This window comes from bacterium (assembly GCA_035549195.1).
In the GTDB taxonomy this organism is placed as follows: Bacteria; Oederibacteriota; Muellerivitia; order Muellerivitales; family Muellerivitaceae; genus DASZRK01.
Genome location: DASZRK010000002.1, coordinates 211,823 through 225,449, shown reverse-complemented (window position 1 = coordinate 225,449; position 13,627 = coordinate 211,823). Strand labels below are relative to the sequence as shown.

15 protein-coding genes are annotated in these 13,627 nt (G+C 61.8%); all 15 read left to right on the top strand.

Annotated elements, in window-relative coordinates; translation table 11 throughout:
* Positions 1-59 precede the first annotated feature (59 nt).
* Positions 60-1,076: a ubiquinol-cytochrome c reductase iron-sulfur subunit gene (locus VHE12_01040; GenBank protein ID HVZ79365.1), complete on the top strand. Its 1,017-nt coding sequence runs from the start codon at positions 60-62 to the stop codon at positions 1,074-1,076.
* A 27-nt stretch (positions 1,077-1,103) separates the two neighbouring features.
* The gene (locus tag VHE12_01035) at positions 1,104-1,934 is read left to right on the top strand and encodes a cytochrome b N-terminal domain-containing protein (protein HVZ79364.1); all 831 of its coding nucleotides are present in this window, start codon (positions 1,104-1,106) and stop codon (positions 1,932-1,934) included.
* 85 nt (positions 1,935-2,019) lie between these two features.
* Positions 2,020-3,102: a cytochrome C gene (locus VHE12_01030; protein HVZ79363.1), complete on the top strand. Its 1,083-nt coding sequence runs from the start codon at positions 2,020-2,022 to the stop codon at positions 3,100-3,102.
* Between the two features lie 15 nt (positions 3,103-3,117).
* A complete protein-coding gene (locus VHE12_01025) occupies positions 3,118-6,039 on the top strand; it encodes a c-type cytochrome (GenBank protein HVZ79362.1) in 2,922 nt (973 codons plus the stop codon).
* A gap of 51 nt (positions 6,040-6,090) precedes the next feature.
* Positions 6,091-6,882, top strand: coding sequence for a carboxypeptidase regulatory-like domain-containing protein (locus VHE12_01020; GenBank protein ID HVZ79361.1), 792 nt, complete (start codon positions 6,091-6,093; stop codon positions 6,880-6,882).
* 63 nt (positions 6,883-6,945) lie between these two features.
* Complete coding sequence (locus VHE12_01015) at positions 6,946-7,869, top strand: COX15/CtaA family protein (GenBank protein ID HVZ79360.1); 924 nt, start codon at positions 6,946-6,948, stop codon at positions 7,867-7,869.
* Positions 7,870-7,897: 28 nt separating this feature from the next.
* Positions 7,898-8,752 (top strand): heme o synthase, encoded by an 855-nt coding sequence (cyoE, locus tag VHE12_01010; GenBank protein HVZ79359.1) that lies wholly within the window; start codon positions 7,898-7,900, stop codon positions 8,750-8,752.
* Between the two features lie 2 nt (positions 8,753-8,754).
* Positions 8,755-9,684: an ABC transporter ATP-binding protein gene (locus tag VHE12_01005; protein HVZ79358.1), complete on the top strand. Its 930-nt coding sequence runs from the start codon at positions 8,755-8,757 to the stop codon at positions 9,682-9,684.
* On the top strand, positions 9,681-10,427 hold the full coding sequence (locus VHE12_01000; protein HVZ79357.1) for an ABC transporter permease: 747 nt from the start codon (positions 9,681-9,683) through the stop codon (positions 10,425-10,427). Before VHE12_01005 ends, VHE12_01000 begins: the two co-directional genes overlap by 4 nt.
* Entirely contained in the window at positions 10,428-11,042 is a 615-nt protein-coding gene (locus VHE12_00995) for an SCO family protein (protein ID HVZ79356.1), read from the top strand.
* Positions 11,039-11,470, top strand: a complete 432-nt coding sequence (locus VHE12_00990) for a DUF420 domain-containing protein (protein ID HVZ79355.1) — start codon at positions 11,039-11,041, stop codon at positions 11,468-11,470. The genes VHE12_00995 and VHE12_00990 overlap by 4 nt, the downstream gene beginning before the upstream one ends.
* Positions 11,471-11,541: 71 nt before the next feature.
* Positions 11,542-11,967, top strand: coding sequence for a CoA-binding protein (locus VHE12_00985; protein ID HVZ79354.1), 426 nt, complete (start codon positions 11,542-11,544; stop codon positions 11,965-11,967).
* A 2-nt stretch (positions 11,968-11,969) separates the two neighbouring features.
* The gene (locus tag VHE12_00980) at positions 11,970-12,473 is read left to right on the top strand and encodes an O-acetyl-ADP-ribose deacetylase (GenBank protein ID HVZ79353.1); all 504 of its coding nucleotides are present in this window, start codon (positions 11,970-11,972) and stop codon (positions 12,471-12,473) included.
* Positions 12,474-12,532: 59 nt separating this feature from the next.
* The gene (locus VHE12_00975; protein ID HVZ79352.1) at positions 12,533-12,997 is read left to right on the top strand and encodes a YbhB/YbcL family Raf kinase inhibitor-like protein; all 465 of its coding nucleotides are present in this window, start codon (positions 12,533-12,535) and stop codon (positions 12,995-12,997) included.
* Between the two features lie 11 nt (positions 12,998-13,008).
* A complete protein-coding gene (locus tag VHE12_00970) occupies positions 13,009-13,578 on the top strand; it encodes a YbhB/YbcL family Raf kinase inhibitor-like protein (GenBank protein ID HVZ79351.1) in 570 nt (189 codons plus the stop codon).
* Positions 13,579-13,627 lie beyond the last annotated feature (49 nt).

Here is a 13,627-nt window from a genome sequence, read left to right as displayed (position 1 = left end):
CGTTGTCCAAAGCCTTTGTCGTTTTTCCCTGCGATCTTATGTCTTCTTCGGAGACCCGAATGACCTCTTGTCGGTCCACTTGGCACCGTTCTTTCCTGACCTTTCTCATCTCCCTCGTGGCCCTTCCGGCCCTTGCGGAGGGGGAACTTCCCCAAACCGCCACCACCGTTTCCAACATCGCCAACTTGGGGGCCCTCCTGGCCTGTGGTCTTTTCGCTTACGCGGGGTTCCTGACCGTCCGGTTCCTCTTGCGCAATTTCCAGGAGTTCCGCAAGGCCAAGCAAGCGCATGGTCATGGGGAAGGGCCCGGGATGGGTTCCATCTTCCAGACCGGTCTTCTTTGGGTCGGGACCCTTTTCGCGGTGGTCGGGGCGGGTTCCCTCTTCTTCGCCCTCCTTTCGGCGGATGCGGGACTGAAAATGACGTCCTTCAAGGTCATCGTGGAAGGTGTGAGTTACCTGGCCGTCGCGATCATGGGTTTAGGGCTCCTTTATTTGGCCGTCCTTTCCGTCGCCGCCTTGGTGCCCAAACGGGAAAAACACGAGGAGGCTTCCGAAGCCCCCGTCGAGAGCATTCCCCTCAATCCCGAATTCACCCGCCGCTCGTTCCTTTCCTTGTTGGGTTGGGCCTGGGTGGCCTTCGTGGCCGCCACCATGGGTGCCTTGACGACCATGCTGCGTTTCGCCTTCCCGAACGTGACGTTCGAGCCGCCCCTCAAGTTCAAGGCGGGGTTCCCGGACACCTTCAATATGGGAGTGGATGAACGCCATAAGAACGACCACAAGGTCTGGATCGTCCGGAACGACCAGGGGTTCTACGCCTTGTCCACCATCTGCACCCACTTGGGCTGCACGCCGAATTGGCTCCAAGCCGAGCAGAAGTTCAAGTGCCCCTGCCACGGTTCCGGCTACTACATCACCGGCGTCAATTTCGAGGGGCCCGCGCCCCGGCCTTTGCCGAGGTTCAACATCGTCCTGGCCGATGATGGCCAGATCCAGATCGACGAGAGCATCCAGTATCAACAGGAATTGGGCCAGTGGGGCCTGCCGGGTTCTTTCCTTAATTACAAAGCGTGATCCCGAAGGTCAACGAAGGAGTCGAGAATGCTGGATAAACTGAAGAAGACCCTGGAGGAGTGGAAGTCCCGTCAGCCCTCCCCGGAGGCGGTGAAAAAGGCCATCGCCGATGGGCAGATCTGGAAATCGATCTTCCGCCATGGCTATCCCGACACTCCCCGCAACCGGATCATGGCGGTCCTTTCCAACGTGTTCCTCCACCTGCATCCCGTCAAGGTGCGCCACTCCGGCGTGAAGATGAGCTACACCTGGTGCATGGGCGGGCTCTCTTTCTTCCTCTTCCTGAACCTCACCGTCACCGGGGTGCTCTTGATGTTCTACTACCGGCCCACGGCCGAATACGCCTATTACGACATCGTGGCCCTGCGGGAGCATGTGCCCCTGGGGATCATGCGGGAACTGCACCGTTGGGCGGCCCACGCCATGGTCATCGCCGTTTGGCTCCATATGTTCCGGGTCTTCATGACCGGTTCCTACAAGCCCCCCCGCGAATTCAATTGGGTCATCGGGGTGGTCCTTCTCCTCCTGACGCTCCTTCTCTCCTTCACGGGATACCTCCTGCCTTGGGACCAATTGGCCATGTGGGCCATCACGGTGGGGACCAACATGGCCCGCGCCACTCCCTTCCTGGGCTACGAAGGTCCCGGGGCGGCCATGATCCAGATCGGGGGCGTGAAATTAGTGCATGGCGGATCGGACATCCATTTCGCCCTTTTGGGGGGCCATTTCGTTTCCGAGGCCACCTTGCTTCGTTTCTACGTGTTGCATTGCGTGTTCATCCCGATCGTGGCGGCCACCCTGATGGCCATCCACTTCTGGCGTGTCCGCAAGGACGGCGGCATTTCCGGTCCCCTTTGATGGGGAGGCCCGGCGGCGACCGGGTCGTTGGGTCGGGAAGGGCCGCCTCCAGGCGGCAAAAACCTGAGGAAGAAATAGGAATTCCATGAGCATCTTGGCGATCACGAACTTTCTCTTCCAGCCTTGGCTTTATTTTGTGCTGACCACGGCCATCTTCATCGCCATGGTCGTGTGGCGCGAACAATGGACCGAGCCCAAAATGGCCCTGAAGATCCTCGCCGGGGTGATCGTGCTCCTGGGGCTTTTCATGACCAATGAGCATTTCTTCGATATCTCGACCAAGGCCGACAACATCCCCATCTTCATCATGGTCTTTTCCGTCGGCTTCTTCACTTGGCTTTCCTTCCGGCAGGCCGTCCTCAATGACCGGCGCATCGACCAAGGCCAACCCCCGGTCGAAAAGGAGACCTCCGATAAGAAGGTCTATGTCTGGCCCGACCTGGTCTTCATCGAGTTCATCGCCACCATCATCGGGGGCGTGGTCCTGTTGGTCTGGTCCCTCTGCTTCCATGCCCCCTTGGAAGAGGCGGCCAACCCCTCTTGGACCCCGAATCCCTCGAAGGCCCCCTGGTACTTCCTGGGGCTCCAGGAAATGCTGGTCTATTACGATCCCTGGCTGGCGGGGGTCGTCTTCCCGACCCTCATCATCGTCGGGCTGATGGCCATCCCCTATATCGACAAGAACCCCAAGGGTTCCGGTTACTACACCATCAAGGAACGCAAGCTCGCGATCATCCCCTTCCTCTTCGGGTTCCTGATCCTCTGGGTCACCCTCATCTTCCTGGGCACCTTCCTCCGGGGTCCGGCCTGGAACTTCTTCGGGCCCTTCGAGGAGTGGAACCCTCATAAGGTCGTGGTCCTGAACAACGTGAACCTGTCCGAGTATTTCTGGGTCATGCTGCTCCACGTTTCGTTGCCCTCCAACCCGCTCATCCGGGAAGCTCCCGGCTTCCTCGTGATCGCGGCTTATTTCCTTTGGCTGCCGGCTTTCCTGACCAAGAAGAGCGCCTTCCTGATGGGGCTTCTGGAAAAGATGGGCGTGGCCCGCTATGTCACGCTGGTCTTCCTGGCCCTTTCCATGGCGGCCCTGCCGATCAAGATGGTCCTGCGGTGGGTGTTCAACCTGAAGTACATCGTCGGTATCCCTGAAGTCTTCTTTAATATCTAGGATAAGGAAAACACCTTGGCCGACTTCAAAGACGAAAGAGCCTACGACAGCAAGACCCTGGTGCGGTGGTTCCTGGTCTCCAGCCTCCTGCTCTGGGTCTGCGTGGTTATCATGGCCATCAAGGACTACGACCGGTCCTGGAAGCACTATGAGCGCTCCTTCAACAACATGGTCCGCAAGCACACCGCTTCCCAGTGGCATGAGGCGGGCGACCAGATCAGCGTGGACGATTACTGGGCCCTGAAGGGCCAGGTGGCGAAGGCCGAGGGCGACCTGAAGGCCGATAAGGTCAAGATCGACGAACTGACCAACAAGGGCGCGGACCTGGACGCGAAGATCTTCAAGAAGAACAAGTTCGAATACCAGGCCTTGAAGGCCCAGATCGGCGCGGATAGCTTCGTTTATGGCGAGGCCATGAAGAACGGGGAGGAAGCCGAGGCCGAGAAGCTGAAGAAAACCCTGGATGCGGAGAACGACCGGGCCAACGCCTTGAACCAGCAGGTTTTTGAGATGACCCAGGAGCGGGATCAGATCACCAAGGACCTGGCTTCCATCGAGTCCAAGAAGACCGAGGCCGAACAGAAGCTGCAAAAGTTAACGGCCAATTTCGACGCCTTGAAGACCAAGGTCCACTCCCTCAATCCTCCCTTCCGCCTTTTCAACGCGAACACCTGGGGCCCCTACATCCTTTTCCATATCCGTAACGCCATGTTCCTGGACTTCATGGCCCCCACGATCCAGGTCCAACAGGTGGTCCTGAAGAACCTGCCCGAGGACCTTTATTTCGCCAAGACCATGCGGGTGGACCGTTGCATGTCCTGCCATCTGGGGATCGACAAGAAAGGGTTCGATGAGGCGCATTACCCGGGCATCCCGAAGGTCTTCCGGTCCCACCCCAATCTCGAGCTTTACGTGGGGTCCACCAGCCCCCATCCCATGGAGAAGGTCGGTTGCACGGTCTGCCACGGCGGGATGGGACAGGCCCTGGACTTCAATACGGCCGCCCATGTGGCCAATGACGAGCAAGAGGCCAAGGTCTGGCACAAGAAATACGGCTGGGCCGAACCCGAAGGCGTCCAGAGCATGATGATGCCCCTCAAGTTCACCGAAGGGTCCTGCCTGAAATGCCACGGGACCCAGGAACACGTCAATTTCGCCCCCAAGTTGAACCGGGGTCGTGAACTCATGGCGACCCGCGGTTGCGTGGGCTGCCACAAGGTCCAGAACCTGGAGGGCCTCACCAAGGCCGGTCCCGAGCTCTACAAGGTCAAGGGCAAGCTGAAGAAGGATTTCGTCCTCAAGTGGGTCTGGAACCCGACCGGTTATAACCCCAAGGCCAAGATGCCCGCCTTCTTCGGCCAGACGAACAATTCGGATCCCGACACCATGGCCAAGAACAAGGCCGAACTCAACGCCATCGTGGATTACATCTACGACAAATCCGAGGACTACCAGCCTCCCTACGGCGCCCCGGGGGGAAGTGTTGCGGCGGGCAAGAAGCTCTTCAAGGAAGTGGGATGCCTGGCCTGCCATGGCATCAATGACGTCACCAGCATGCACGCCGATTTCGCCCCGGACCTTTCCTCGGTCGGCAGCAAGCTCACGGCCTCCTTCATCTATTCCTGGGTCAAGAATCCCCAGCATTTCAACCCGGATACCCGCATGCCGTCGCTTCGCCTGAGCGACCGGGAGGCGGCCGACATTACCGCCTACCTGATGAGCAAGAAGAACAAGGATTTCGAGCAGACCCTGCCGCCGGCCTTCGACCCGGCGGTCCGGGATGCGCTTTTGGCCGATTACCTGGCGCCTCAGGAAGGCCAGAGCGCGGCCAACGCCCATGTCCTGAACCTGGACGAGCACGACAGAATGATGCTCCTCGGCGAAAGGGCCCTCAACAAATACGCCTGTTTCGCCTGCCACATGATCAAGGGCTTCGAGACCACGCCCGGCATCGGGACCGAGCTCACCACTTGGGCCAGCAAGCGCGTCACCCAGCTCGACTTCGGTTTCACCGATGAGAAGCTCATCCCCCATACCCACGAGGGTTTCCTCTACGCGAAGCTCTCCAATCCGCGCCAGTTCGACAAGGACAAGGTGGTGGCCTTCGCGGACAAATTGCGCATGCCCAACTTCCACTTGGATGAAGAGGATAAGGAATCCATCATGACCGCGGTGCTGGGCCTTTCCCAGACCTACATCCCGGACGAGATGATGGCCGGGATCCATGGCGATGGGCCCCTGTTGGAAAAGGGCCGCCGGGTCATCGCCGACTTCAACTGCCGCGGCTGTCACTTGATCGAGGCCAGTGGGAAATCCATCGACGAGATGCTCGACCAGGGCCAGGGCGGCCGGATCCTGGGGATGTACAAGAAAGAGGGCATCGATTATTCGATGGGGCCCCCGAACCTGAACACCGAGGGCGCCAAGCTCCAGGTCGACTGGTTCCACGACTTCCTGACCGGGGTCCATCCCATCCGGCCTTGGCTCCATATCCGCATGCCCAGCTTCCCCTGGACCGAGGAGAAGGTCAGCAAGGTCATCACCTATTTCAACCTGAAGGACGACCAGGTGTTCCCCTTCAAGAACGTCAAGACCCACAAGCTGACCGGCAACGACCTGGCCGAGGCCAAGGCGCTCTTCACCAAGCTCCAATGCCAGAAGTGCCATATCGTGGGATCCCACATCCCGCCGGACATCAATTCAGCCGCGCCGGACCTCCTGCAGGTCCACAAGCGCTTGAACCCGGATTGGGTGGTCCGTTGGCTGGAGAATCCCTCCGCCATCATGCCGGACACCCGGATGACCGGCTTCTGGCCCAAGGGCGACGACGGCAAGGAGATCGTTCCCGACCCGAAAGCTTTCGGCGGGGACGGCTTGAAACAAAGGGAAGCCCTGCGGGATTATCTCTTCATGTTGGGCAAGGGCCAGGCGAACTAGGCCAACGGGCCCGGTTCGACCGAATTCGATCTTAAGGAGTCGGCGATGGACATGAAAAAGATTCTGGCCTTGACGCTGATGGCCTCCCTCCTGGTGATGGCGGGCTGCGGCGGGGGCGACGATGACGACCAATACTTCTCCAAGAACCGGGGCGGTTCCTCCGCTTCCTCCGGCTCAGGCGGCTCGGGGGCCTCGGGCCCGACCGGCACCGCCAGCATCGCCGGGAAGGTGGTCCTGACCGGCAAGGCGGCGCCCAATGAGGTCATCACTTTCGACGCGGACCCGGTCTGCAAGTCCCAGCATGCCACCGCCGGCCACAACGAGGTGGTCCTCACCGACGCCAAGGGCGACCTGGCCAATGTCTTCGTTTACGTGAAGGACGGGGCGGCCAACTACCCGGCCCCCTCCACTCCGGTCACGCTCCTGCAAAAAGGCTGTCTCTACCATCCCCGGGTCATGGGGATCCAGGTGAACCAGCCCCTTATCATCATGAACGGGGATCCGACCCTGCATAACGTCCATTGCATGGCCAAGATCAACGACGCCTTCAACGTGGGCCAGCCCAGCCAGAACATGACGAGCGAGAAGAAGTTCGATAAACCCGAAGTGCTCGTCCCTTTCAAGTGCGACGTCCACAGCTGGATGCACGCCGACATCGGCGTGGTCTCCAATCCCTTCTTCGCCATTACGGGCACCGACGGGACCTTCAAGATCGCCGGCCTCCCGGCGGGGACCTACAGCCTGGTGGCGGTGCACGAGAAGTACGGCGAATCCCAACCCACGCAGGTCACGGTGAAGGACGGGGAGGCCGCGACGGCCAACTTCACTTTCGCCGCCCAATAACCTTTTTCCATCCCGTGAACGGGCCCCGGGGTCTCCCCGGGGCCTTTCTTTTTTGAGGACCCCATGACCGATCCCCGGCCCCTTTTCCATCCCCGGCTCCACCGTTTCGCCTTGTTCACGGCGGGATGCACCTTCCTGCTGCTCCTGGCCGGCGCCTTGGTGACCAGCACCGGGTCCAGCCTGGCGGTCCCCGATTGGCCCCTTTCTTTCGGTACCCTTTTCCCGCAAATGACAGGCGGCGTCCTTTTCGAGCATGGCCACCGGCTGGTGGCCGGGACGGTGGCGACCCTGACCGCGGTCCTGGCGGTGACGGTGCAAAGGACCGAGGGGCGCCCCTGGGTCCGGAAATTGGCCTGGGCCGCGCTGGGCGTCGTGGTCCTCCAGGCCCTTTTGGGCGGCCTGACGGTGCTTCTGAAGCTTCCCACCCAGGTCTCGGTGGCCCACGCGGGGCTCGCCCAGGTCTTTTTCTGCCTGATCGTGACCCTGGCCCTGGTGACCTCGCGTTATTGGATCGAGGAGAAAGGGGACCGTTTGACCGACCGTCCCTCGCCCATCCGCCAATGGGCCCTTTGGACGACCGTGCTCATCTACGCGCAGATCGTGGTGGGGGCGGTCACGCGCCACAGTGGGGCGGGGCTCGCCATCCTGGATTTCCCCTTGTCCTTTGGCCATCTGCTCCCGCCCGAGTGGACCGGGCCCGTCACCCTACAGTTCAGCCATACCCGCATCGGGGCCTTCTTGGTGCTCCTTTTCACCGCCCACACCGCCTACCGCGCTTGTTATCATTTCCCGGACGAAAAGGGTATATTCCTTCCCGCGGCAACGGCGGGGATCCTGGTCTGGATCCAATGCTTCCTGGGGCTCTTGATCCTGGCCACCTCCAAGGCCATCCTCCCGACCTCCCTGCACGTCATCGTCGGCGGGGCCACCCTGGCCTCCATGCTGGTCCTGACCCTGAACAGTTACCGCCTTTTCCGAAAGAGCTGACCCGGTCGTCCCGGGAGAAGGAGACGCATTGCAGAACCTCCGGGATTACATCACCCTCACCAAACCCCGCCTGAACACGCTGGCCCTGTTCACCACCTTGGCCGGTTTCTATTTGGGGGCGCCCAGCCCCTTCCCCTGGGTCGCGGCGCTTTTGGCCATGGCAGGGACCACCCTGGTGGCGGGGGGATGCGGCACCCTCAACCAATGGTTCGAGGTGGAAGAGGACAAGAAAATGCGCAGGACCAGGAAGCGTCCCTTGGTCATGGGCCGGCTGAAGGGGGACCGGGCCTTCTGGTACGGCGTGGGCCTTTCGGTGGGCGGCGTGCTGGTCCTTTACCTCTGGGTCAATGTGCTGACGGCCTTCCTGGGGGCCTGCGCCCTCTTCAGCTACCTGGTGCTCTACACACCCCTCAAGAAATACAGCTCCCTCTGCACGGTGGTGGGGGCCATCCCGGGGGCCATCCCGCCCATGATGGGATGGGCGGCGGTCCGCGACACGGTGGGCCCCGAGGGCCTGTGTCTTTTCGCCATCCTGTTCTTCTGGCAGATGCCCCACTTCCTGGCCATCGGCTGGCTCTACCGGGAGGATTACGAAAGGGCCGGCTTCCCCATGCTCTCCGTTGTGGACCCCCAAGGCGGCGTCACCGGGCTCATGGCGGTGGCTTATGCCTTCGCCCTTTGGCCGGTCTCCCTCCTGCCCACCTATCTTCACATGACGGGATCGCTTTACTTCTGGGCGGCGCTCCTGATGGGCCTCGGCTTCATCCTCTATTCGGCCCTTTTGGCCTGGAAGAAAAGCCTCTATTACGCCCGGGGGCTTTTTTGGCTCTCCATCACCTATTTACCCGTCCTTTTCGCGCTGATGTGCGTCAATAAGGTATGACCATGGAAAATGTCCTGAGGGTCGAAGGGCTCACCTATCGCTACGGGGAAAAGACGGCCCTGAAGGACCTGTCCTTCGACGTGGCCAAGGGGGAGATCTTCGGCTTCCTCGGGCCCAATGGGGGCGGGAAGACCACGACCTTCAAGCTGCTTTCCAGCCTCTTCGCCTGCGCCCCGGGCCATATCCGGATCTTCGGGATGGACCTGGCCGTCGAAACCCCGGCCATCCGCCGGAAAATGAGCGTGGTGTTCCAGATGCCCGCCCTCGACAAGCAACTGACCGTCCGGGAGAACCTGGAACACCAGGGCCGGCTTTACGGCCTTGTGGGCGCGGAACTGCAAAAGCGCATCGACCGGGACCTGGGCCGCCTGGGTTTGGCGGACCGGGCGAAGGACAAGGTGAAGACCCTTTCCGGGGGGCTGCAGCGCCGGGTGGAACTGGCCAAGGCGCTCTTGAACGATCCGGAACTGGTCATCCTGGACGAGCCCTCGACGGGGCTCGACCCCGCGGCCCGGCTCGAGTTCTGGGACCATTTGGCGGGGCTGCGGCGGGAAAAATCCCTGACGGTCCTGGTGACGACCCATTATTTGGAGGAGGCGGACCGTTGCGACCGCCTGCTCATCCTCGACAAGGGCGAGAAGGTGGCCCTGGGCGCCCCGGAGGAATTGAAGGCGGGGATCGGAGGGGAAGTGCTCCGGATCAAGACCCGGAACCCGGAGGCCCTGGCCCAGGCCATCGGAACCCGGTTGAAAGTGAAGACCCTTTTGGTGGGCGGGCTCATCCAGATCGAGACCCCCAAGGCCCATGAGCTGGTGGCTCCCCTCCTGGAGGCCTTCCCGAAGGAAGTGCTCTCCTTGACCTTGGGGCTCCCGACACTGGAGGATGTGTTCATCCACAAGACCGGGCGCCGTTTCGCGGAGGAGAAAGAGTGAATTTCCTTTTGGCCGTTTACACCCTTTGGCTGCGCGAGCTGGTGCGGTTCTACCGCCAGCCCAGCCGCGTCGTGGGCGCGGTGGGGACGGCCCTCCTCTTCTGGCTGGTGCTTGGGGCCGGCATCCCCGTCCCGAATTACCGGGCCTATTTCCTGCCCGGGACGCTGGTCATGAGCGTGCTGTTCACCTGCATCTTCTCCAATGCCTCGGTCATCGAGGACCGCCACGAGGGGTTCCTGCAGTCGGTGATGGTGGCCCCGGTCCCCCGGGCGGCCATCGTCATGGGCAAGATCCTGGGCGGCGCCACCCTTTCGACCCTCCAAGGGCTCATCCTGCTGCCGGCGGCCCTTTCGGTGGGGGCCCGGTTCGAGCCCATGCCGCTCCTCGGCCTGGTCCTTTCCTTGTTCCTGCTTTCCTTTGTCCTCAACGCCATGGGTTTCTGGCTGGCCTGGAAGATCGACTCCCCCCCGGGCTTCCACACCATCATGAACATGGTCCTTCTGCCCCTTTGGATGGCCTCGGGGGCGATCTTCGCCGCCGCTCCTTCCTCCTGGATGGCGCTGGTGATGGAATGGAACCCTTTCACCTATGGGGTGGCGGGAGTGCGGCGGGGGCTTTTCCCGGGCACGGACCTGGGGACCATCCCCAGCCTTGGCACCTGTCTTGTCGTGCTGTCGGCCATGGGGGCCGTCTTCTATGCCTTCTCTTCCTTTGCCGTTGAAAGATCGAAAGGAGCCGTTTAGATGAACGATGTCAAAAAGATCCTCTTCGCCTTGATCGCCGTGCTGGGGGTGGGCTTCCTGGGTTACCGGGTGTTGGCCACCCGGCATTCGGACAAGTTCTCCAAGCCCATGCTGAAGACCCCGGACTTCAAGTTCCAGGACCGTTCGGGCCGGATGGTCTCCAGCGACGAATTGAAGGGCAAGGTCTGGGTGGTGGACTTCATCTTCACCCGCTGCGCCGGTTCCTGCCCCATCCTGACCCACCAGATGGACATCCTGCAGCAGGCCTGGAAGGGGAACGGGGACCTCAAGCTGGTCTCCATGACCGTGGACCCGGACCACGACACGCCCGCGGTCCTGAAGAAATACGCCGAGGAGGTCCAGGCGGACCCGTCCCAGTGGTTCTTCCTTTGGGCCCCCAAGAAGGTCATCTACCCGGTCATCCACGAGTTCAAGGTGACCGCCGAGCCGGACCCCGAGGGCGAGCCTGGGTCCGAATTCATCCATTCGACCCGCATGATCCTCATCGACGGACAGGGCATGATGCGGGGCCTTTATGACGGCCAGGACGACGGGGACATGAAGAAGCTCTGGGCCGACGTGGGCTACCTCATGGGTTCCCGGGACCATACGTGAACGTCAACGACCTGCCCGCCCTGAACGCGGGCCTGAACGGGACCAGCGCCTTCCTGTTGCTGGCCGGCTATACCTTCATCCGCCGGGGGAACCGCTCCGCCCACCGTTTTTGCATGGTGACGGCCTTCTCGGTCTCGGTGGTCTTCCTGGCCTCCTATCTCATCCATCATGCCCTGGCGGGCATCGTCTATTACCCGGGCCATGGCTGGTCCCGCACCCTTTATCTCTGGGTGCTGGGGACCCACACGGTCCTGGCGGTCCTGGTGCCTTTCCTCGCCATCGCGACCCTGCGCCGGGCCCTCCAGGGTGATTTCGCCCGCCACCGCAAGATCGCCCGCATCACCTTCCCCATCTGGCTTTACGTCTCGGTCACCGGGGTACTGGTCTATTTCATGCTCTACCGGGGTTTTCTCCTTACCCAGGCTTGACCCGTCGCATTGTTTTGGGCACCCCACCTTCCCTATATTGAAATGTCGAACGCATACGTAAGGAGGTTTCCGTGAACGTTTCCGAGCAGGAGATGCGCGAGATCGTGATGAGCGCCCGCACCGTGGCGGTCGAGGGGATGCAGGACGAAGCCAAGATGGACCGGCCCGCCTTCCAGATCCCGGCCCGTCTCAAGGCATTGGGGATGAAGGTCATTCCCGTGAACCCGAAGATCCAATCCTCCCTGGGCGAGAAGGCCTATGCGGCCATCGCCGAAGTGCCCGAAAGGGCCGATATCCTCGATGTCTTCCGGCGTCCCGAAGTGATCCCCGCCCTGGCCGACGAGGTGCTGGCCTTGCCCCCCGAGAAACGCCCCAAGGTCGTCTGGCTCCAATCGGGCATCACCCACCCGGAGGCCGAGGCCCGGCTGGAGAAAGCGGGCTTGAAGGTCGTATCCGACGCCTGCCTGGGGGTCGTCGCCGCGCAGGTGCGGGGTTAAGCATGGGCCGCATCGAGGTCGTCCAGGGTGACATCACCCTGGAAACAGTGGATGCCATCGTCAATGCGGCCAACACCTCCCTCCGGGGAGGCGGCGGCGTGGACGGCGCCATCCATCGGGCCGCAGGCCCCCAGCTCCTGGAGGAGTGTGCCGCGTTGGGCGGATGTCCCACGGGAGAGTGCCGCGTGACCCGGGGTTACCGCCTCAAGGCCCGATGGGTCATCCATACGGTGGGTCCCGTTTGGCGAGGAGGTGGGGACCGGGAAGAGGAACTGCTGGCCTCCTGTTATTGGAATTCGATGGAGGCCGCCTTGCAGAAGGGATCCCGTACGCTCTCCTTTCCCTCCATCAGCACCGGGGTTTACGGCTTCCCGGTCCATTTGGCCGCGCCCATCGCGCTGGGCGAGATGAACCGCTTCTTGGGGGAAAAACCGGGGCTCGAGCGGGTCCGGATGGTCTGCTTCGATACCGAAACATTACGGGCCTACCAGGAAGCGCTGGGATAGAATGGGCCTGTCGTCTTGGCCCGCTGATGACTGGCCCCTGACGCATGAGGACGGATCCAATGGCCTTCCAGATCACCAGCCGCGCCTTCAAGAATGGGGAAGCGATCCCCGCCCATTACACCGCCGATGGGGAGGATGTTTCCCCGCCCCTGGAATGGAAGGAGTCCCCCGCCGGCACCAAGGCCTTCGCCCTGGTCTGCGACGATCCCGATGCCGCCAGCGGGAATTTCACCCATTGGATCATCTTCAATATCCCCACCACCGTCGTGCACCTTCCGGAGGCCTATCCGGCCCTCCGGACCCAGCCCAACGGCATCCAGCAGGGCCTGAACGATTTCGGAGGGCTCGGTTACCAGGGTCCGAAGCCCCCCAGTGGCATTCACCGTTATTTCTTCAAGCTTTACGCGCTTGGCGCGCCCCTGGACCTGGAGGGGGACGTGAAGAAGCCCGTTTTCGAGCGGGCCGCGCAACGCCGTCTCCTGGGGACGGCCGAGCTGATGGGGACCTACGAAAGAAAAAAATAAAAGGAGGGATCATGTCCCATCAGAAATGGGCGGTGTTCCTGGCGGTCGGTCTGGTTTTCTCGGCGGTCATGGCGAAGGAATCCAAGCCCAAGAAAAAGAGCAATCTTCACCTTCAAAGCTCCACCTTCAAGGACGGCGGGTTCCTGCCCGCGAAGTGCTCCCGGGCCGGGGGGAACCAGTCGCCCGAGTTGACCTGGACCGGGGTGCCGCCCAAGACCCAATGCTTCGCTATCATCGTGGACGACCCGGATGCCTCCATCCCCGCCTTCGTGCATTGGGTCATCTATAACATCCCGGCCAAGCCCACCGACCCCACCAGCAATACCTATGAATTACTGGAGGATTTCCCCCGCGATGAGAAGACCAACGCCGGCATCCTGCAGGGCGCCAATGGCTTCCAGGACATCGGCTACGACGGTCCGGCGCCGCCCAGCGGCACCCACCGTTACTATTTCAAGCTCTATGCCCTCGATGCCCCGGTCCGCCTGCCCGCGGGCGAGACCGCGGCCCAGTTGATGAAGGCCATCCACGGCCATGTCCTGGGCTGGACCCAGATCATGGGGCAATACGGGCATTCATGACGGCACTTTTACCGCGAAGAAGCGAAAACGCGAAGGGGAACCTCACTGC

Coding starts and splice junctions, on each gene's coding strand:
- VHE12_01040 (HVZ79365.1), top strand. CDS start 60: ATGACCTCTTGTCGGTCCACTTGGCACCGTTCTTTCCTGACCTTTCTC.
- VHE12_01035 (HVZ79364.1), top strand. CDS start 1,104: ATGCTGGATAAACTGAAGAAGACCCTGGAGGAGTGGAAGTCCCGTCAG.
- VHE12_01030 (HVZ79363.1), top strand. CDS start 2,020: ATGAGCATCTTGGCGATCACGAACTTTCTCTTCCAGCCTTGGCTTTAT.
- VHE12_01020 (HVZ79361.1), top strand. CDS start 6,091: ATGAAAAAGATTCTGGCCTTGACGCTGATGGCCTCCCTCCTGGTGATG.
- VHE12_01015 (HVZ79360.1), top strand. CDS start 6,946: ATGACCGATCCCCGGCCCCTTTTCCATCCCCGGCTCCACCGTTTCGCC.
- VHE12_01005 (HVZ79358.1), top strand. CDS start 8,755: ATGGAAAATGTCCTGAGGGTCGAAGGGCTCACCTATCGCTACGGGGAA.
- VHE12_00995 (HVZ79356.1), top strand. CDS start 10,428: ATGAACGATGTCAAAAAGATCCTCTTCGCCTTGATCGCCGTGCTGGGG.
- VHE12_00980 (HVZ79353.1), top strand. CDS start 11,970: ATGGGCCGCATCGAGGTCGTCCAGGGTGACATCACCCTGGAAACAGTG.
- VHE12_00975 (HVZ79352.1), top strand. CDS start 12,533: ATGGCCTTCCAGATCACCAGCCGCGCCTTCAAGAATGGGGAAGCGATC.
- VHE12_00970 (HVZ79351.1), top strand. CDS start 13,009: ATGTCCCATCAGAAATGGGCGGTGTTCCTGGCGGTCGGTCTGGTTTTC.